This window comes from Massilia luteola (assembly GCF_034420155.1).
GTDB lineage: Bacteria > Pseudomonadota > Gammaproteobacteria > Burkholderiales > Burkholderiaceae_D > Telluria > Telluria luteola.
On the sequence record NZ_JAXOFN010000011.1, the window covers coordinates 88,857 to 108,264 of the forward strand.

General features: G+C 66.1%; 13 protein-coding genes. 7 read left to right on the plus strand and 6 right to left on the minus strand.

What is annotated here, in order from left to right; genetic code table 11:
* Positions 1–28 precede the first annotated feature (28 nt).
* From U9J41_RS13325 to U9J41_RS13350, 6 genes are all read right to left on the minus strand, one after another.
* Positions 29–871: a slipin family protein gene (locus U9J41_RS13325; RefSeq protein ID WP_322402678.1), complete on the minus strand. Its 843-nt coding sequence runs from the start codon at positions 869–871 to the stop codon at positions 29–31.
* Between the two features lie 4 nt (positions 872–875).
* Positions 876–1,235: a hypothetical protein gene (locus tag U9J41_RS13330; protein WP_322402679.1), complete on the minus strand. Its 360-nt coding sequence runs from the start codon at positions 1,233–1,235 to the stop codon at positions 876–878.
* A 177-nt stretch (positions 1,236–1,412) separates the two neighbouring features.
* Positions 1,413–2,984, minus strand: a complete 1,572-nt coding sequence (locus U9J41_RS13335; protein WP_322402680.1) for a methyl-accepting chemotaxis protein — start codon at positions 2,982–2,984, stop codon at positions 1,413–1,415.
* A gap of 69 nt (positions 2,985–3,053) precedes the next feature.
* Complete coding sequence (locus U9J41_RS13340; RefSeq protein WP_322402681.1) at positions 3,054–3,458, minus strand: hypothetical protein; 405 nt, start codon at positions 3,456–3,458, stop codon at positions 3,054–3,056.
* A gap of 10 nt (positions 3,459–3,468) precedes the next feature.
* A complete protein-coding gene (locus U9J41_RS13345) occupies positions 3,469–4,716 on the minus strand; it encodes a hypothetical protein (protein ID WP_322402682.1) in 1,248 nt (415 codons plus the stop codon).
* Between the two features lie 218 nt (positions 4,717–4,934).
* The gene (locus tag U9J41_RS13350; RefSeq protein ID WP_322402683.1) at positions 4,935–5,492 is read right to left on the minus strand and encodes a ClpP family protease; all 558 of its coding nucleotides are present in this window, start codon (positions 5,490–5,492) and stop codon (positions 4,935–4,937) included.
* 236 nt (positions 5,493–5,728) lie between these two features.
* On the opposite strand from U9J41_RS13350, the gene xdhA reads away from it, so the two are divergent.
* The 7 genes from xdhA to U9J41_RS13385 all read left to right on the plus strand — a co-directional run bounded on the left by xdhA (position 5,729) and on the right by U9J41_RS13385 (position 19,387).
* Complete coding sequence (xdhA, locus tag U9J41_RS13355; RefSeq protein WP_322402684.1) at positions 5,729–7,234, plus strand: xanthine dehydrogenase small subunit; 1,506 nt, start codon at positions 5,729–5,731, stop codon at positions 7,232–7,234.
* 10 nt (positions 7,235–7,244) lie between these two features.
* A complete protein-coding gene (gene xdhB, locus U9J41_RS13360) occupies positions 7,245–9,590 on the plus strand; it encodes a xanthine dehydrogenase molybdopterin binding subunit (protein ID WP_322402685.1) in 2,346 nt (781 codons plus the stop codon).
* Position 9,591: 1 nt separating this feature from the next.
* The gene (gene xdhC, locus U9J41_RS13365) at positions 9,592–10,602 is read left to right on the plus strand and encodes a xanthine dehydrogenase accessory protein XdhC (protein ID WP_322402686.1); all 1,011 of its coding nucleotides are present in this window, start codon (positions 9,592–9,594) and stop codon (positions 10,600–10,602) included.
* Between the two features lies 1 nt (position 10,603).
* Complete coding sequence (gene guaD / locus U9J41_RS13370) at positions 10,604–11,911, plus strand: guanine deaminase (protein WP_322402687.1); 1,308 nt, start codon at positions 10,604–10,606, stop codon at positions 11,909–11,911.
* A 166-nt stretch (positions 11,912–12,077) separates the two neighbouring features.
* A complete protein-coding gene (locus tag U9J41_RS13375) occupies positions 12,078–13,568 on the plus strand; it encodes an adenosine deaminase family protein (protein ID WP_322402688.1) in 1,491 nt (496 codons plus the stop codon).
* A gap of 583 nt (positions 13,569–14,151) precedes the next feature.
* A complete protein-coding gene (locus tag U9J41_RS13380) occupies positions 14,152–17,556 on the plus strand; it encodes a TonB-dependent receptor (protein WP_322402689.1) in 3,405 nt (1,134 codons plus the stop codon).
* 142 nt (positions 17,557–17,698) lie between these two features.
* Positions 17,699–19,387 (plus strand): bifunctional metallophosphatase/5'-nucleotidase, encoded by a 1,689-nt coding sequence (locus tag U9J41_RS13385; RefSeq protein ID WP_322402690.1) that lies wholly within the window; start codon positions 17,699–17,701, stop codon positions 19,385–19,387.
* Positions 19,388–19,408: the final 21 nt, after the last annotated feature.

The window sequence follows — 19,408 nt, forward strand, 5'->3', positions numbered from 1 at the left end:
CGAGGCCAGCGCGGAGGTCGATTCTAAGTCAAGGGGAGGGGGCTTGCAAGTTTGGCCAGACGGGTGCGGTCGCAGGATTCAGGCTGTCGACCATCGAACTGGGGATCAGGATGGTGGCGCCGCGCTCCTTCGTCGTTTCGTAGATGATGTTCATCGCCCGCAGCTGCAGCGCGGCCGGGTGGCCGGCATACATGTCGGCCGCTTCCACGAACTTCCCGGCGATGGCGGCTTCGGCGGAGCCGAGGATGACCCGCGCCTGCTTCTCGCGTTCCGCCTGGGCCTGGCGCGACATGGCATCCTGCAGCACGACCGGAATGGCGACGTCGCGGATTTCCACCGAACCGACGGAGATCCCCCACGGCGCCGTTTTCCGGCCGATCGATTCCTTCAACTGCGCGTCCGCCTCCTTGCGGTCGGACAGCAGCGCCGTCAGCATCGACAGGCCGATCATTTCCCGCAGCGACGTCTGGGCCACCCGGTCGATCGCCTCGCGGTAATTCGTGATCGCCAGCGCGGCTTTCTCCGCATCGTGCACGTGCCAGAAAATGATGGCATCGACGTTGACCGGGACGGTGTCCTTGGTCAAGGCCTGCTCGGCGTTGAAGGCCGTGGTCTGGATGCGTCCGTCGATGACGGCGATCACGTTATCGATGATGGGAACGATGGCGAACAAGCCGGCGCCCTTGACGCTGTGGAGTTTCCCCAGCCTCAGGATGACGAATTTTTCCCACGCATTCGCCATCTTCAACGACAGCGCGAGAATCGCGGCGAGCGCCAGGAACGGCAATCCGAGCAGTGGATTGGCCCAGTAGGTGAGGACGGCGCCAACGGCGAGGCTGACGGCGACCAGGAATGATGTGACCGGGTTCATGATGTCAGTGCATCGACCGTTCCCAGCCATGGCGTATGGCCGTCTTCACCTTGTCCCAGGCCGACGCCAGGCCGCCCGCGTGCCTGCGCTCCCAGTCGCTCTTCAGGGCGGGCTCGACGTCTTCCCATGTCTGGCTGGGGCCGTCGTCGCCGGCGCGCACGTCCCCGGCCTGAGCGGTCCACGCATCGTCATCCTCCGGCCCGTTCCACTGTGCGATGGTGCCCAGCGTTTCCTGGAACGTGGTGCCGGCGGGTGGCGCTTCCGCGTTCTGCGTGCCGAAGTAGCGGCTGTCCTCGTGAGGGTGGTGTTGCAGGGCGCCGGGCGCGGTGCCCGGTGGGTAGTCGCGATTCAGAATGTGGCGCATGATGTTCTCCCCGATGACTCGTCGCGAGCGTCGTGCCGGAGAGTGGCCGCCTTGACGGCCGGGGGTGCATCAGCGCGACCAGGGGTCACTTCATGCAGTACGGCGCTTGACAACTAAAGCATACGCCGAATCCGGGCAGGGCGCACACCTTGCCCGATCGCGGATCGCGCCTGCGCCTCAGCCGCGCGCGAGCGCCAGCCGTGCCTGGCCGGCGGGCACGCCGAGCGCGTGTCCGGCCGTCAGCTTGAACTGCGCCAGCGCACCCGACAACTGCTCGGTCTGCTCAGCCAGCGATTCCGCCGCCGCCGACGCTTCCTCGACGAGGGCCGAGTTCTGCTGGGTCATCTGGTCCATGTCGTCGATGGCGTGGCCGATCTGCTCGATGCCTTCGGCCTGGCGCTGGCCCGCCACGCTGATCTCGGCCATGATGTCGTGCACCTTGCGGACCGAGGCGACGATCTGTTCCATCGTCGCGCCCGCTTCGTCAACGAGGGCGCTGCCGGCGTCGACCTTGGCGACGGAATCGCCGATCAGCTGCTTGATTTCCTTGGCCGCCGCCGCCGAGCGCTGCGCCAGGTTGCGCACCTCGCCCGCGACGACGGCGAAGCCGCGGCCCTGCTCGCCCGCGCGGGCCGCTTCCACGGCCGCGTTCAGGGCCAGGATATTCGTCTGGAAGGCGATACCGTCGATCACGGAAATGATGTCGACGATCTGCTTGGCGGACGCGTTGATGGCGCCCATCGTGCTCACCACGTTGCCGACCACTTCGCCGCCGCGGGTGGCGATGTCGGTGGCCGAGACGACGAGCGAGTTGGCCTGGCTCGTGTTGGCGGCGTTCGTGCGCACGGTTTCCGTCAGCGATTCGACGGCGCGCGTCGTGTGCTCCAGGCTGCCCGCCTGCGATTCCGTGCGGCCGGCCAGGTCGGCGTTGCCGCTGGCGATTTCGGCGCTGGCCGTGGCGATGGTCTCGGCCGACGTCTTGATGCCGGACACCATCGTCGCCAGGCGCGTGCGCATTTCCTGCAGCGCGGCCAGCAGGCTGTGCTGGTCGCCGGCGTCGAGGCGGATCTCCATCGACAGGTCGCCGGCCGCAACCAGCCGCGTGATCTCGCGCGCATATTCCGGTTCGCCGCCCAGCTGTTGCCAGATGGTGCGGATGACGAACCACGATACGCCGATGAGGGTCGCGATCACGATCAGTGCCGTGAGGATGGTGACGGACAGCACGCGGCGCACGCTCGACGCGCTTTGTGCGATGCCGTCCTTGAATTGTTGCTGGGCCTGCTCGTTGAACTTGGCGACGTCGGCATTGAGCGCGGTCAGCGCGGCCTGCATGCGCTGCACGGTGGCCTGCGGATCGCCCTTCTCGAGTTCGAGCATGATCTTGGCGGCCGAGACGGCCGGCGCATAGTAATCCTCGAATTCCTTCGAGAGACGCTTGCCGGTCGCATCCATGCCCGGAATCTTGGTGACTTCGGCCAGTTTGGCGCGGACCTTGTTCGCCTGTTCGCCGATCTGGGCGACGCGGGTCTTGTCGCCTTCGGAAACGGCATCGCGCAGACCGTCGGTGATGCCCTGCAGGTCGGTCGTCAGCGCCTTCGCCGTGCCCAGCGCCGGGTAATCGACGGCCTCGGTCGTGTGGATCGAGTCCAGGGCGCCGCTGGCGATGCTGGCGGACACCGCCACGCCGAGGCCGAAGATGATGGTCGAGATGACCGGAAGTGCCCAGATCTTGCGCTTGATGCTCATGATGCCGTTACCTCTGAATTCAACAGCCCGCCGCCGGACAGGCCGGGGCGGGCGGGTGGATGGGGATGCTTACGGTGTGTAGATCACTTTGACCGTGGCGTCGACCGCGCTCTTTTCGATGTAGCCGATGGCCTTGGGGTCGCTCGCCACCATCTTCTTGACGGCGGCGCTGTCCGCGGCTTCCTTGGGCATCGTGGCCTTGCCGGTGAACACCAGCTTGGACCACAGGGACTTGACCTGGGACGCATCCTTGTCCGTCACCTTCTTGTAGAACTCGGCGCGGACCGGGGTGCCTTCCGGCTGGTCGATCGGGTTCATCGCGCTCGACCGGCCCAGGAAAAACTGTGCGACCTGGTCTTTCGTCATCGACGATTCGGCCGCCTTCGGATTCGCGACGACCACGACCTCCGCCATGGCCGGCAGGGTGAGCAGCAGTGCGGCGACGGCGATGCCCGTCTTGATCAGATGTTTCATCGACCTCTCCTTAGAACACGAAGTCGAGCGCGACGGCGCCGACGTTGACCGGACCGTGGAAGCCGGGCTGCGCGTTGACCATCAGGCCGCTCGCCTGGTTCGGGCGCACGTGGTCGAACTGCACCTTCAGCGCCAGCGAACGGTAGAAGTCCCAGCGCACGCCGATCGTGTCGGTCTGCTGCTCGCCCTGGCTCACGCCCGTGTAGCGCAGGGTGGAGACGATGCCGGACAGCGCGGCCAGCGTCGGGGTGCACGCGGCCGGGTAGCCGGCCGGGCAGGCCGCCGGCATGCCGTTGTTGACCGAGCCGTCGATCGTCAGCCTGGCGTGGCTGTAGTACGGCAGGAACTTGCCGATGCGATAGCCGCCCATCACGTACCACGACGTCGTGTCGTTGATGTAGCTGTCGGTCTTGCGCTTCGCGTACTCGCTCTGCACGACGACGTCGTTCCAGTCGAGCGTTGCGCCGAGGGACGTGAACGAGGCCTTCTTGTCGTGCACGTCGATGTCCGAAGCGAGCTGGGCCGCCTGCGGGATCCGGTAGCCGGCCGCGACGGCGTTCAGCGAGTTCAGCAGCGTCGCCAGCGACGTCGAGCCGTTCAGCGCCAGGCGGCCGTCGACGCGGCCGAAGCGCACCGTCAGCGGGCCGTGTTCGGCCACGAGGTTCAGCGCGGTCAGGCGGCGGCCGTCCAGCGTGGGACCGCCGGCGATGTCGACCTTGCTCTTGCCGACCGCGAACTGGGCGGTGTACGTCGTGTCGCCATAGCTGTGCTGCCAGGTGACGTCGGCGCCGTCGACCGTGTTGAACAGCATCTGCGAATACATCTCGGCCGGCGGACGCAGCATCGTGTTGGCGAAGCCGACGTTACGGTAGTCCGAAATCATGAACGCCGGCACGCCCATGCGGCCGACGCGGATCGCCACGTCGTCCGAGACCCTGGCCTTGGCGAAGGCCCAGGCCAGCTCGGCGCCGAAGTCGTCCTGCGCGTCCTTGCGCACGAGGCCCTGGCCCGTGACGGACAGCCAGCTGTTGACGGCGTAGTCGGCCTGTACGCCGAAGTTGGAGTCGACGCCGGTGGTGACGTCCTTGGTGGCGCCGCTGGCCTGGTTCGGGCGGCCGAACTCGGCCTTGTCGGTATTGGTCCAGGTGAGGGCACCGGTGCCGAAGCCGCTGATGCGGACGGCGGAAGCGTTCTGCGCGAATGCGCAAGGCACGGCAAAAGACAAGGCGAGCGCACTCGCGATGATGCGTTTTTTCATGGGATTGACCTGCTGAAGACTGCGGGTGGACGGTTTTTGTTATAGAGACACTACCGAGGCGATGGGTTGGGCCGCGTAACGAATCTGTAATAAATTGTAGAGCGACCAGAAAAAGTGCCGCAAGGAAAATACGCGAATAATCACTCTACTCTAGGGATTAATGCCACCTTTTGTTGCAGCAATCTGACAGCGAGCGCTATCAGATTTAGATGATGTTTTTAATTCCACCAGTGCGACGTCGTGCCCGCTTCCGGCAGGCGCGCCTGCTGCGCCGCGTGCACGATGCCGGCCTCGACGGCCTGCTCGGCCGTGTAGATGCGGGAGCAGGCCGTCAGGTAGGACCGGATGTCGTGGGCGTCCGGCGCGCCGCGGGTGGCGTCCTCGAAGATGGCGGCGTAGCGCTCGGCGTCGAAGTCGAGGCAGTCGCGCCATTCGGAAATGCGGGCATGGTCCGCCGCCACGAGGTTGCCGAAGCCCCAGTGCAGGGGATGGATGAGGAAGCGCGTGCCCGGGCAGGCGTAACGTTGCGTCCCGGCCAGGAAGATCGCCACGCCGACGGATTCCACGCTGCCCACGTTCCACGTCGTCAGCGGCAGCGGCAACGATTTCAGGAAGTAGTACAGGGCGAAGCCGGCCGTCATGTTGCCGCCTTCCGTCGACATGTGCAGCTCGATCCCGGTCGCGCCGCTCTGCAGCGCCTGCAGGCACAGGTTGCGCACGGTACACGCCGAGTTCGCGTTGATCGGTCCGATGAAATGAACGATGTGCAATGCCATGAAGCCTCCCGGTGACGGCTCAAGCATAGCAAGTTTCGCAATGTTGGCTCGTTCCGCATTGCGTGCCGCGGACAGGACGGGCATGCTAGGTAAGGACGCCGCGCAGGCGCGCACCTCGATATTTGAAATACCTGATATTCAAAATCCGTATTCCGATATATCTTGCCCGACCCCCGGTGCTAACCTAGTAGCCAGTCAGTCATATTTTCACATGTCCTTTCCGAACCGAGGCGATGATGTCCACTCCGATCCGATTTTTCTACCGCGGCGCCGTCCATGAAGTGAACGACGTCGCGCCGACGCAGACCATCCTGCAGCACCTGCGCGAGGACTTGCACTGCACCGGCACCAAGGAAGGCTGTGCCGAAGGCGACTGCGGCGCCTGTACGGTCGTGCTCGGATCGCTCGAAAACGGCGAACTGCAGATGCGGTCGGTGAATTCCTGCATCCAGTTCACCCCGACGCTGGACGGCAAGGCCTTGTTCACCGTCGAAGACCTGGCGCAGAAGGATGGCGCCCTGCACCCGGTGCAGCAGGCCCTCGTCGAATGCCACGGCTCGCAATGCGGCTTCTGCACGCCGGGCTTCGCCATGTCGCTGTGGGGCCTGTACCTCGAGCAGGAAGGCCGCGAGCCGAGCCGCTGCCAGATCGACGATACCCTGTCCGGCAACCTGTGCCGCTGCACGGGCTACCGTCCCATCATCGACGCCGCCAAGCGCATGGTGACCTTGCCGCCCGCGGAATTCGACCGCAACGCCGTCACCAAGCAGCTGCGCGCCCTGCAGCGCGACGCCGGCGCCACCTACACGTACGAAGGCCAGACCTTCCACGCCCCGCGCACGCTGGACGAACTGGTCGCGGTGCGCGGCGCGCATCCGAAAGCGACGATCCTCGCCGGCTCGACCGACGTCGGCCTCTGGGTCACGAAGCAGATGCGCGAACTGACCGACATCATCTACCTGGGCCACGTGGCCGAGCTGAAGACCCTGCGCGAGCAGGACGGCTTCATCGAGATCGGCGCCGGCGTCTCACTCGAGGATGCGTACGCCGCCATCTGCAAGCATTACGACGCCGAGCTGGGCGAGTTGTGGCAGCGCTTCGCGTCGCTCCCGATCCGCAACGCCGGTACCCTGGGCGGCAACGTCGCCAACGGCTCGCCGATCGGCGACTCGATGCCGTGGCTGATCGCGCTCGGCAGCGAACTGGTGCTGCGCGGACCGGACGGCGAGCGCACCATGCCGCTCGAAAGCTTCTACCTGGGCTACCAGGTCAAGGACTGGCGCGACGGCGAATTCGTGCAGGCCGTGCGCGTGCCGCTGCCGCGCAAGAACGTGGCGTTCCGCACCTATAAACTGGCCAAGCGCTTCGACCAGGACATCTCGGCGGTGTGCGCCGCCTTCGCCTTCACGCTGGACGACGGCGTCGTGGTCGATGCGCGCATCACGTTCGGCGGCATGGCCGCGACGCCCAAGCGCGCCACGCAGGCGGAAGCCCTGCTGAACGGCCGCGCGTGGGACGAAGCCGCCGTGACGGCGGCAATGGCCGCGCTGGCGCAGGACTACGCGCCGCTGTCCGACATGCGCGCATCGAGCGCCTACCGCATGAAGACCGCGCAGAACCTGCTGCGCCGCTACTGGCTCGAAACGCGCAAGGACGACCCGCTGCCGACGTCCGCAGTCAACCCGTTCGCGAAGGCAGGAACGAAAAGCGCAACGACATCCGCCACCGACGCAGTGGCCTGAGGAGAACACCATGAACGACGCAGGATCCCCCGCACTGACCAAGGCCGCCTGGGCGCAGGTCGGTCTCGGAAAAGCACACGAATCGGCCCGGCTGCACGTGCTCGGCCAGGCCGACTACACGGACGACATCCCCGAGGTGCGCGGCACCTTGCACGCGGCGCTCGGCCTGTCGGGCAAGGCGCATGCGCGCATCGTCGACATCGACTTCGCCGGCGTGCTGGCCAGCCCCGGCGTGCGCGCCGTGCTGACGGCCAAGGACATCCCCGGCACCAACGACTGCGGTCCGATCATCCACGACGATCCGATCCTCGCGGATGGCCTCGTGCAGTACATCGGCCAGCCGATCTTCGTCGTCATCGCCGACAGCCACGACCTGGCGCGGCGCGCCGTCCGCAAGGTCAAGATCGAGTACGAGGAACTGCCCGCGATCCTGACCCCGCAGGCCGCGCGCGCCGCCGGCTCGTTCGTGCTGCCGCCGATGCGCCTGACGCGCGGCGACGCCGAGACCGCGTTCGAGCGCGCGCCGAACCGCGTCAAGGGCGAGCTGCATGTCGGCGGCCAGGAGCAGTTTTACCTGGAAGGCCAGATTTCGTACGCCATCCCGCAGGAAAACGACGGCATGCTGGTGCTGTGCTCCACGCAGCACCCGAGCGAGATGCAGCACGTCGTGGCGCATGCCTTGAACCTGCATTCGCACAACGTCGTCGTCGAGTGCCGCCGCATGGGCGGCGGCTTCGGCGGCAAGGAATCGCAGTCGGCGCTGTGGGCCGCCTGCGCGTCGATCGCGGCGAAGCGCCTGAACCGCGCCGTCAAACTGCGCGCCGACCGCGACGACGACATGATGGTCACCGGCAAGCGCCACTGCTTCCACTACCTGTACGAAGTCGGCTACGACGACAGCGGCCGCATCGTCGCGGCGAAGGTCGACATGGTGAGCCGCGCCGGCTATTCGGCCGACCTGTCCGGTCCCGTCGCCACCCGCGCCATCTGCCACTTCGACAATACCTATTACCTGTCCGACTGCGACATCCGCGCGGCGGCCGGCAAGACGAACACCCAGTCGAATACGGCGTTCCGCGGCTTCGGCGGTCCGCAGGGCGCCATCGCGATCGAGTACATCATCGACGAGATCGCGCGCAACCTGGGCCAGGATGCGCTCGACATCCGCAAGCTGAATTTCTACGACAAGATCGACCGCAACGTCACGCCGTACGGCCAGCCCGTCGTCGACAACGTGATCCACGAACTGGTGGCCCAGCTGGAAGAGACGAGCGAATACCGCGCGCGCCGCCAGGCCGTCGAGGCGCACAACAAGACGAGCCCCGTGCTGAAGAAAGGCCTCGCGCTGACGCCGCTGAAATTCGGCATCGCGTTCAACGTCACGCACCTGAACCAGGCCGGCGCGCTCGTGCACGTGTACGTGGACGGCTCCATCCTCGTCAACCACGGCGGCACGGAGATGGGGCAGGGCGTCAACACCAAGGTGATGCAGGTCGTGGCGCACGAACTGGGCGTCGATCTCACCCGCGTGCGCATCGCCGCGACCAATACGAGCAAGGTCGCCAACACGTCGGCGACGGCGGCATCGACGGGCGCCGACCTGAACGGCAAGGCCGCCCAGGACGCGGCGCGCCAGATCCGCGAGCGCCTGGCAGGTTTCGCCGCCAAGCAGTACGGCGGCGGCGCCGACGACGTGCGCTTCGTCGCCGACACCGTGTTCGCGAACGGCCAGGAAATCCCGTTCGGGGAACTGGTCGCCAAGGCCTACCTGGCCCGCGTGCAGCTGTGGTCGGACGGCTTCTACGCCACGCCGAACCTGAGCTGGGACGCGAAGTCGATGACGGGCAATCCATTCTTCTACTTCGCGTACGGCGCGGCCGTGTCGGAAGTCGTCATCGACACCCTGACGGGCGAATGGAAGCTGCTGCGCGTCGACGCGCTGTACGACGCCGGCAACTCGCTGAATCCCGCGATCGACATCGGCCAGGTCGAAGGCGCCTTCATCCAGGGCATGGGCTGGCTGACGACGGAAGAACTGTGGTGGAACGGCCAGGGCAAGTTGATGACGCACGCGCCGTCCACGTACAAGATCCCGGGCGTGTCGGACTGCCCGGACGACTTCACCGTGCGCCTGTTCGACAACCGCAACGTCGCCGATTCGATCCACCGCTCGAAAGCCGTCGGCGAGCCGCCGCTGCTGCTGCCGTTCTCCGTGTTCCTCGCGATCCGCGACGCTATCTCGGCCGTCGGCGGGCACAAGGTGAATCCGCCGCTGCGCGCGCCGGCGACGAGCGAGGCGATCCTCGACGCCGTCTCGTTCGTCGAACACGCCGTGCAGGAATCCAAGGCGGCCTGACATGGACGACTGGCTCATCCCCACCGACCAGGCGGCCGTGCTGATCACGGTCGCGCGGGTCGACGGTTCCGTGCCGCGCGAACCCGGCGCCCGCATGCTGGTCGACGCGCACGGGCAGTGGGGCACCGTCGGCGGCGGCCACCTGGAGCTGCGCGGCATCGAGACCGCGCGCGCCATGCTGGACAAGGGCGAAGCGCGCCGGCTGGAGCGCTTCCCGCTCGGCCCCAGCCTCGGCCAATGCTGCGGCGGCGTCGTGCACCTCGCGTTCGAACTCGTCGACCGCGACCACTGCGCGCAGCTGGCGGCGCGCCGCCACGACGACTGCTGGCGCCTCGTCGCGCTGGACGGAGAGCCCGACCGCGCGCTGGTCGATGCGCTGGGCCACAACATCCTCGTCCAGGGCGGCCGCTACCCGGGTTTCGAGCGCAGCGGCGGTACCCGCGTGCTGCTGGACGGCGACAAGCGGCGCTGGCTGGTCGACCACGTGCAGGCGCCGCGCGCGCACGTGATGCTGTTCGGCGCCGGCCACGTGGGCGCGGCCATCGTGCGCCTGCTCGCGGACCTGCCGTGCCGCGTGACGTGGGTCGACGAACGCGAGGACATGTTTCCGACTGTGATCCCGCCCAACGTCGTCGTGGAAGCGACCGACATGCCGGAAGTCCTGGCGCGCCAGGCCGCCCCCGGCACGTGCTTCCTCGTCATGACGCACAACCACGCGCTCGACCAGCGCCTGACCGAAGCGATCCTCAGGCGGCCCGCGCACCGGGACTGGTTCGGCCTGATCGGATCGGATACCAAACGCAAGCAGTTCGAGCACCGCCTGCGCGACCGCGGCGTGTCGCGCGCGCGCCTGGACGACATGGTGTGCCCGATCGGCGTCCCGGGCATCAAGGGCAAGGAGCCCGCCGTGATCGCCGTCTCCGTCGTCGCGCAACTGCTGATGGTCTGGGAGGCGGCGGCCAGGTCCGCCCCTCTCGCGACCGCAACCCCCGCCTTACTGGAACAAGACTAAGATGTCCAACGATACCCGCAACGTGCAGGCCTACCGAGCAAGCCTGCTGCACTTCCACGCCGATCCGGCGCTGCTTGACAACGCCCACGCCTGGCACGAGGACGGCCTGCTCGTCGTCGAAGACGGCCGCGTGCTCGCCGCCGGCGACTACGACAAGCTGGCGCCGACGCTGCCGCCCGGGACAGGCATCGTCGACTACCGCGGCCAGATCATCACGCCCGGCTTCATCGACACGCACCTGCACTTCCCGCAGACCGACATGATCGGCTCGCCCGCGCCGGACCTGTTGCCGTGGCTGGAGAACTACACGTTCCCGACCGAGCGCCAGTTTTCCGACCCGGTGCACGCGCGCACCGTCGCCGAGTTCTTCCTGGACGAACTGCTGCGCAACGGCACGACGACGGCGCTGGTCTACTGCACGGTGCACAAGGAATCGGTCGACGCGTTCTTCGAGGCCAGCGCCGCGCGCAACCTGCGCATGGCCGGCGGCAAGGTGCTGATGGACCGGAACTGCCCGGACTTCCTGCGCGACACGGCCGACCTGCGCGACAGCGAAGACCTCATCAAACGCTGGCACGGCAACGGCCGCGCGCTGTACGCGATCACGCCGCGCTTCGCGCCGACGTCGACCCCGGCCCAGCTGGGCGCGGCGGGCGAACTGGCGCGCGCGTTCCCGACGACGTACATCCAGACCCACGTGTCGGAAAGCCGCGACGAATGCGCGTGGGTGCAGGGCCTGTTCCCGGAGCGCCGCAGCTATCTGCAAGTCTATGAGCACTATGGCCTGATGCGGCCGCGCGCCATGTTCGGCCACTGCATCTGGCTGGACGACGTCGACTTCGCGCTGATGGCCGACACCGGCTCGGCGATTTCGCACTGCCCGACGTCGAACCTGTTCCTGGGCAGCGGGCTGTTCGACGTCGCCAAGGCGGACGGCGTGAAGGCCCACGTGTCGCTCGGGACCGACGTCGGCGCCGGCACGTCGTTCTCGATGTTGCAAACAATGAATGAAGCGTATAAAGTTGCGCGATTGAAAGGCAGCTATCTCCCGGCCCTGCGCATGTTCTATCTCGCCACGCTGGGCGCCGCGCGCAGCATGCAGCTCGAAGGGACGATCGGCAATTTTGCCGCCGGTACCGAGGCCGACTTCATCGTCCTCGATCCGAAGGCGACGCCGCTGCTGGCGCGCCGCACGGCGAACAGCGACTCGCTCGAGGAAAACCTGTTCGCGCTGGCCCTGCTGGGCGACGACCGCGCCATCCGCGCCACGTATGCGGCGGGCAAGCGGGTGCACGAGCGGGCGCAGTAATTCGAGCACGCGGAACCGCGTTATCACGTCGTTTCCGCGCAGGCGGGAACCCGAGTTTCGTGCGCAGGCACTGCGCAAGCTTGGGCCCCGCCTTCGCGGGGGCGACGGTGTCTGGTTCAGCGGTTGGAGACGGGCTGCCACCGATCACTCACCAGCCGAGACCGATATGACGAAAACCCTGAGCAGCAGCCTGCTGATCACCCTGGCGGCCCTCACAGCCACCGCTTCCGCGCGCCCGCCGGCGTCCGGCCCCAACGAAGCGGCCACGGCGCGCCACTATGCCGCCCTGATCGCGGGCCCCGAGCCCAAGACGGCGGAACTGGTCCTGTTCTTCTCGCAGATGCCCAAGGGCGGCGACCTGCACCACCATTATTCCGGCGCGATCTATGCCGAGACCTATGTCGACTGGCTGGACAAGCAGGGCGCGTGCGTCAACAAGCTGACCTACCGCATCGAGACGGACAAGAGCCTCGTCGACGCCGAACGCGCCAAGCAGCCGAAGGACCGCACCTGCCTGTCGGGTGCCGACGTGTACGCCGACGACGCCACGTGGCGCGAGCTGCTACAGCACTGGTCGAGCAAGGATTTCAATAACCACGGCGCGGTCCAGCCGCCGCCCGACCGCCAGTTCTTCCAGACGTTCGGCTACTTCGGCCCCGTCTCCGACCACAACTTCCACGACGGCCTCCTCGAGCTGAAGAACCGCGCGCTCGCCGAGAACGTCGGCTACATCGAGACGATGTTCAAGAGCCCGGACACGATCTCCGACCCCGAGTTCGACAAGCGGGCCTGGGACACCGCGCGCGACGACGCGAAGTTCGCCCAGTTGCTGGACACCGCGCGCCAGAAGCTCGACGCCAGCCCGGCCTTCAAGGCGTCGGTCGACGGCTTCGTCAAGACGGTCAACGACGCGGCGCAGGGCATCGACGACGACAACTTCACGATGCGCTACCAGACCTATGTCGTGCGCCTGTTCTCGCCGTCGCGCGTGTTCTCGTCCATGCTGGCCGCGTTCGAGGCGGCGGCGCGCGGCGGCAAGATCGTCGGCGTGAACATCGTGGGCCAGGAAAGCCAGATGGTGTCGATGCGCGACTACACGCTGCACATGCAGATGTTCCGCTTCCTGAAGAAGGTCTACCCGAAGGTCAACGTGGCCATGCACGCGGGTGAGCTGGCGCTGGGCGACGTGCCGCCGGAAGACCTCAAGTACCACATCGACCAGGCCCTGAACGTGGCGGGCGCGCAGCGCATCGGCCACGGCATCGACCTCGCGCACGAGACGAACGCCGTCGGCATCATGAAGACGATGCGGGAGAAGAACATCCCGGTTGAGATCAACCTGACGTCGAACGCCTTCATCGAGGGCGTGCAGGGCCAGGACCACCCGATCACGCTGTACCGCAAGTATGGCGTGCCGTACGTGATCTCGACCGACGACGCCGGCGTGACCCGCCATAACCTGGCCCACGAGTACGTGCTGTTCGCCAGCCGCTACAAGCCGAGCTACGCGGAAGTGAAAAAGGCGTCCTACAACAGTATCCGCTACAGCTTCCTGCCCGACGCCGACAAGGCGCGCCTGACGCGCCAGCTCGATGCCCGGTATGCGCGTTTCGAGGCGGATGTCGTGGCGCTCGACCGCACCGCCGTGAAGCACTGAACGTCGCAGTAATTCCCCGCCTGCCGGCGGCGGCTCCGCCGCCGGTTATCCTCCCCAACGACTGTTGCCGCCTTGACTGCGTGGAAAGCGCATATGCATAGGCGGTCTCTGTGGCCAACTCGCTACAAATCCCGCGATTTCTCGTTCCGTTTGCCTAAAAAACAAGCGAAAGAATTTCATCAGAGAATGCCGCATTTATAATCCCGCCGTGTCCGATCCTGAGGGAAAAGACAAGCTGCACGCGACGTCATGCCCGTTTTTTAAGCGACTTATACGCGCAAGCTATAAATTCAAAAAAGAAAACGTATTTGTCTCGATAAGAGCCTTCATGCATATTGGTCTTTTATTAATGCAACGGCCAAGAAATAGAGCGGATTCCGGTGTAATAGCCTGGAAACAATAAGCCGCTAGACTCGCGTGCGCTGCCTTTTGTTGGTGCATTGTCATCCACAAATGCATCGACAAGACAGCAGTTCGACCGGATACAGACTGGCCGTCATGAGCTGGCCGGTCCGAGAGTTTGCAGTACTCGAGGGGGAACTCCGTTCCCAACCATAAAATCAAGTCTATTTGGGGTTAATCAATGATCTATCAAAAACGGATCCAGCTGACCAAGCTGGCGCTGGCTCTGTCGATTGCGCTCGCGGGTGCGCCGGCCCTGGCGCAGAACACGACGTCGGCTGTCGGTGGCCGTATCTCGAGCGCGGATGGCCGACCGGCCGCCGGCGCTTCGGTGCAAATCATCCACACCGAATCCGGTTCGGTCAGCAACGTCGTCGCCGACGCCGAAGGCCGCTACATCGCGCGCGGCCTGCGTACCGGCGGTCCGTACACGATCATTATCACCAAGGACGGCGTCACCGAAAAACGCGAAGGCATCTATCTGCAACTGGCGGAAACCGCCACCGTCGACGCCACCGTCGGCGCGCCGATGCAGACCGTGACCATCGCCGGCAACCGCGCCCGTTCCGACATTTTCAGCCGCTCCAACATGGGGGCCGGCACCGCGATCAGCAACACCCAGCTGCAGATCCAGGCGTCGATCAACCGCAACCTGCAGGACTATGCCCGTGCCGATCCGCGCGTCTCGCAGACCGACAAGGAACGCGGTGAACTGTCCGTCGCCGGCCAGAACTCGCGCTACAACTCGATCACCGTCGACGGCGTGAACGTGAACGACACGTTCGGCCTGGAAGCGAGCGGCAGCCCGACCGCGCGCCAGCCGATCTCGATCGAAGCGATCCAGTCGACGCAGGTGAACGTCGCCAACTACGACGTCACGCAGAAAGGCTACACCGGCGGCAACATCAACGCCGTCACCAAGTCCGGCACGAACCAGTGGAAGGGCGGCGTGTACTACGTGTACCGCGACGACCGCCTGGCCGGCCAGCGCTACAACTCGGCCAACGACAGCTATTCGGATCCGGTGCCGTTCAAGGAAACGACCAAGGGCGTGTGGGCGAGCGGCCCGCTCGTCGAGGACAAGCTGTTCCTGTATGCGCTGTCGGAAGAAACCAATTCCTCGCGCAACGCGCCGGACTTCGGGCCGATCGGCTCGAGCAACGGCACGACGGTCGCCATCACGCCGGCCGAAATCGCCGCCGTGCAGAACATCATGAAGAGCCAGTACGGCGTCAACGCCGGCGGCCTGGCGCAGGGCGGCGGCAACTTCGTCTCGCGCGAGCAGATGCTCAAGGTCGACTGGAACATCAGCGACAACCAGCGCGCCAACATCCGCTACCAGCGCACGACGCAGGCCGAGCCGCAGTATTCGCTGTTCAGCGCCACCGGCCTGAGCCTGGATTCCGCGTACTACTCGCAGGGCAAGCAGATCGAGACCACCGTGGCCCAGCTGTTCTCGGACTGGACCCCGACCTTCTCGACCGAATTGAAGGCGTCGTCACGCAACTACGACTCCGTCCCGACCAACAACACGACCTTGCCGACCATCGGCGTGCAGTTCACCGGCGCCGTGCCGGCCGGCACCCCGAGCGGCGTGACCACCGGCAGCCGCACCATCAACCTGGGTACGGACAACTCGCGCCATATGAACTCGCTGCGTACCCGTACGCAGGATTACTACGCGGGCGCCAACTGGACGCTGGGCGACCATGAACTCAAGTTCGGCGCCGACTACCAGAAGAACAAGATCTACAACGCGTTCCTGCAGAACGTGTACGGCAACTACACCTTCGGTTGCGACAACAGCCTGAGCTACTCGTTCGGCAGCATCAACTGCAACACCGCGTCGCAAGCCCAGGTCGAAGCCGCCGTGCTGGAAAACCTGCGCACGGGCCGCTTCACGTCGTACACGCTGCAGGTGCCGGCACCGGGCTTCACGCTGAACGACGCCGTCGCCGGGTTCAACATGACGAACACGGGCCTGTTCCTGCAGGACACGTGGAACGTCAACCGCCAGCTGACCCTGAACTACGGCTTCCGCGTGGATGACGTGGGCGTCGGCGGCCAGCCGGTCGCCAACCCGAAAGTGGCCCAGGCAGCGGTGCTGGTGCCGAACGGCCGCCAGACCGGCGGCTTCGGCTACAACAACCAGCAGACCATCGACGGCACCAAGCTGTTCCAGCCGCGCTTCGGCTTCAACTACAACTTCGACACGCCGCGCCGCATGCAGCTGCGCGGTGGCGCCGGCCTGTTCCAGGGCGCCGCCATGAGCGTGTGGCTGGCCAACCCGTTCCAGAACACCGGCATGACGACCCAGCAGATCACCTGCTCGGCCACCAGCAACACGAAGTGCCCGCCGACGGCCAGCGGCGCGTTCAGCACCGACGTCAACAACCAGCCGACGCTGGGCGGCTCCACCCCGCCGACCGCCAACGTCGACCTGCTCGATCCGAACCTGAAACAGCCGTCGATCTGGAAAGCCAACCTGGCGTTCGAAACGGAACTGCCGTGGTACGGCCTCGTCGCCGGCGCCGAGCTGCTGTACGCCCACACCAAGGACGGCATCTACTTCCAGAGCCTGAACCTGGGCACGTCGACGCGCACCTCGCCGGACGGCCGCCAGATGTTCTGGAACGCCGGCGGCCTGGACGCCAATTGCTGGAGCGTGGGTAACAACTCGGTCGGCACCAAGAAGGGCTGCACGAACACGACCAAGTCGCTGTCCAACTCCGCCTTCGGCAACGTGATCAAGGTCACCGGCACCGACAAGGGCGAGACCCGCGTGTCGACCCTGTCGCTGTCCTACCCGATGACGAAGGGCTTCGGCTGGTCGGTCGCGGCGAGCCACACCTACGCGACGGAAGTGTCGAACCTGACGTCGTCGACGTCGGGCTCGAACTTCAACGCCCGTTCGATCTACAACCCGAACGAAGACGTGGCCGCCAACTCGGCCTACCTGGTCAAGAACCGCATCAACGCGCTGCTGAACTTCGAGAAGGCCTTCTTCGGCACCTATAAGACCCGCTTCGGCGTGTTCTACGAAGGCCGTACCGGCAAGCCGTACAGCTGGACCTTCAAGAACGACATGAACGGCGACGGCGTCGGCGGCAACGACCTGCTGTACATCCCGAAAGCCTTCGGTTCGGGCGAGGTCGTGTTCGCGGGCGATACGGCGACCAACCACGCCAACGAGCAGCGCTTCTGGGACGTCGTCAATGCCAACAAGGCCCTGCGCAGCGCGGCCGGCGGCGTCGTGACCCGCTACAGCGACTTCTCGCCGTGGACCAACAGCATCGACCTGCGCCTCAGCCAGGAAATCCCGGGCATGTTCAAGCGTAACAAGGCGTCGATCTCGTTCGACATCCTCAACTTCGGCAACCTGCTGAACAAGAAGTGGGGCCACATCAACGAGGTGCCGTTCTTCTCGTCGGGAGGCCAGACCCGCGGCTTCGTCGACTACGCCGGTCTGGATGCGAACGGCCACTATGTGTACGCGGTCCGCACCTCGGTCGACCCGTACCAGATCCGCCAGGTCAAGGGCGAATCGCAGTGGGCCGCACAGGTCACCGTCAAGTACGAGTTCTGATGGACGCGGCCTGACGTAACGAAGACGGCCGGTGGCGACACCGGCCGTTTTTTTCTCGTCGTATCGCCGCCCGTAAAGACCAGCGCGGAGAGACCGCATGCCATAATCGATGGCTGCTTTTACGCATGACAAAAGGCTTCACATGATCGCTTCCCGTCCACTGGCCCTGGCCGTCGCGCTGCTGTTGTCCGGCTGCGCCGGCACGCCGTCCGGGCCGGCCGCCGGAACGCCGCACCGGCCCATCGAGATCAACCTCGTCGCGCTGAACGACTTCCACGGCAACCTCGAACCCAGCAAATACACCTATACGCCGCCGGGTTCGACGCAACCGCGCACCATCCAGGCCGGCGGCATCGACGTGCTGAAAGGCGCGCTGGACGCATTCCGCAAGGACGACCCGGATCTGCTGTTCGTCGCGGCCGGGGACCTCGTGGGCGCGAGTCCCGCCGTGTCGTCGATGTTCGCGGACGAACCGAGCATCGTGGCGATGAACCGCATGGGACTCGTCGCCAGCTCGCTCGGCAACCACGAATTCGACCAGGGACCGAAGGAACTCCTGCGCCAGCAGCACGGCGGCTGCGATTCGCCGCGGCCCGCCAAGGCCTGCCGCTTCGCGCCGGACTTCAAGGGCGCCGGTTTTACTTATCTCGCCGCCAACGTCGTCGACGCCCGGACGGGCAAGAACCTCGTGCCGGGCTGGCGCATCGTCGACGTCAAGGGCGTCAAGGTCGGCCTGATCGGCGCCGTGCTGCACGATCTCGCCTCCGTGACGGTCGCTTCGTCGATCAAGGGCCTGGCCGTGAACGACGAAGCGGCGTCCATCAATGCCGTGCTGCCGGCGATGCGCGCGCAGGGCGCGCAGGTATTCGTCGTGCTGATCCACGAGGGCGGTTTCGCCGACCAGCCGTACGACAAGGCCGATTGCGACACCTTGCACGGTCCCATCGTCGCCATCACCAGGAAGCTCGACCCGGCCATCCGCCTCGTCATCAGCGGCCATTCGCACACGGGTTATCTGTGCAAGGTGGACGGGAAGGTCGTCACGCAGGCCGACGCCTACGGCCACCTGCTGTCGCGCATCCGCCTGCGCCTCGATCCGGCCACCAAGGCCGTCGAGGACATCCAGGTGCGCAATGTGGTGATGGCGCCGGATGCGTTCACACCCGATCCCGGCCTGGCCGCCTACCTCGCCGACGTGCGCGCGCAGAGCCGCGCGGTGCTGGCCAAGCCGGTGGCGCGCATCGCGGCGTCCATCGCGCGGCGCGAGGCGCCGTCGGGCGAATCCGCGTTGGGCGACGTGATCGCCGACGCGGCCGTCGCCGCCACGCGCGACCAGGGCGTGCAGATCGGCTTCATGAACCCGGGCGGCATCCGCAAGGACCTGGAAGCCGGCGCGGGCGGCGTCGTGACCTTCGGCCAGGCGCAGGCCGTGCTTCCGTTCGGGAACACGCTCGTCGTGATGGACCTCACCGGCGCCCAGCTGCGCCGCGTGCTCGAACAGCAGTGGGACCGGCCGGCGTCGTCCGAGCCGTCGATCCTGGCCGTGTCGGGCAGCCTGGCGTATGACTGGGACGGCACGCAGCCACCCGGGCGCCGCGTGGCGGGCGTGAAGGTGGACGGCGCGCCGCTCGACGATAACAAAACCTATCGCGTGGTGGCGAACAACTTCCTGGCCGAGGGCGGCGACAACATCCCGATGTTCGCCAGCGGCACGCGCCGCGTCGAGACGGGCCTGCGCGACCTCGACACCCTGATCGCGTATTTGCAGAAGCATCCGGAGCTGGGAGCGACGAGCCTGGCTGCGCCGCAGCGCATCCACAAGGTGCGCTAACGATATAAACTGTATGAACGA

What these genes read in the sequence shown, in the direction of transcription:
- U9J41_RS13325 (WP_322402678.1), bottom strand. Translation starts at nt 871, where the DNA reads ATGAACCCGGTCACATCATTCCTGGTCGCCGTCAGCCTCGCCGTTGGC.
- U9J41_RS13330 (WP_322402679.1), bottom strand. Translation starts at nt 1,235, where the DNA reads ATGCGCCACATTCTGAATCGCGACTACCCACCGGGCACCGCGCCCGGC.
- U9J41_RS13335 (WP_322402680.1), bottom strand. Translation starts at nt 2,984, where the DNA reads ATGAGCATCAAGCGCAAGATCTGGGCACTTCCGGTCATCTCGACCATC.
- U9J41_RS13340 (WP_322402681.1), bottom strand. Translation starts at nt 3,458, where the DNA reads ATGAAACATCTGATCAAGACGGGCATCGCCGTCGCCGCACTGCTGCTC.
- U9J41_RS13345 (WP_322402682.1), bottom strand. Translation starts at nt 4,716, where the DNA reads ATGAAAAAACGCATCATCGCGAGTGCGCTCGCCTTGTCTTTTGCCGTG.
- U9J41_RS13350 (WP_322402683.1), bottom strand. Translation starts at nt 5,492, where the DNA reads ATGGCATTGCACATCGTTCATTTCATCGGACCGATCAACGCGAACTCG.
- xdhA (WP_322402684.1), top strand. Translation starts at nt 5,729, where the DNA reads ATGTCCACTCCGATCCGATTTTTCTACCGCGGCGCCGTCCATGAAGTG.
- xdhB (WP_322402685.1), top strand. Translation starts at nt 7,245, where the DNA reads ATGAACGACGCAGGATCCCCCGCACTGACCAAGGCCGCCTGGGCGCAG.
- xdhC (WP_322402686.1), top strand. Translation starts at nt 9,592, where the DNA reads ATGGACGACTGGCTCATCCCCACCGACCAGGCGGCCGTGCTGATCACG.
- guaD (WP_322402687.1), top strand. Translation starts at nt 10,604, where the DNA reads ATGTCCAACGATACCCGCAACGTGCAGGCCTACCGAGCAAGCCTGCTG.
- U9J41_RS13375 (WP_322402688.1), top strand. Translation starts at nt 12,078, where the DNA reads ATGACGAAAACCCTGAGCAGCAGCCTGCTGATCACCCTGGCGGCCCTC.
- U9J41_RS13380 (WP_322402689.1), top strand. Translation starts at nt 14,152, where the DNA reads ATGATCTATCAAAAACGGATCCAGCTGACCAAGCTGGCGCTGGCTCTG.
- U9J41_RS13385 (WP_322402690.1), top strand. Translation starts at nt 17,699, where the DNA reads ATGATCGCTTCCCGTCCACTGGCCCTGGCCGTCGCGCTGCTGTTGTCC.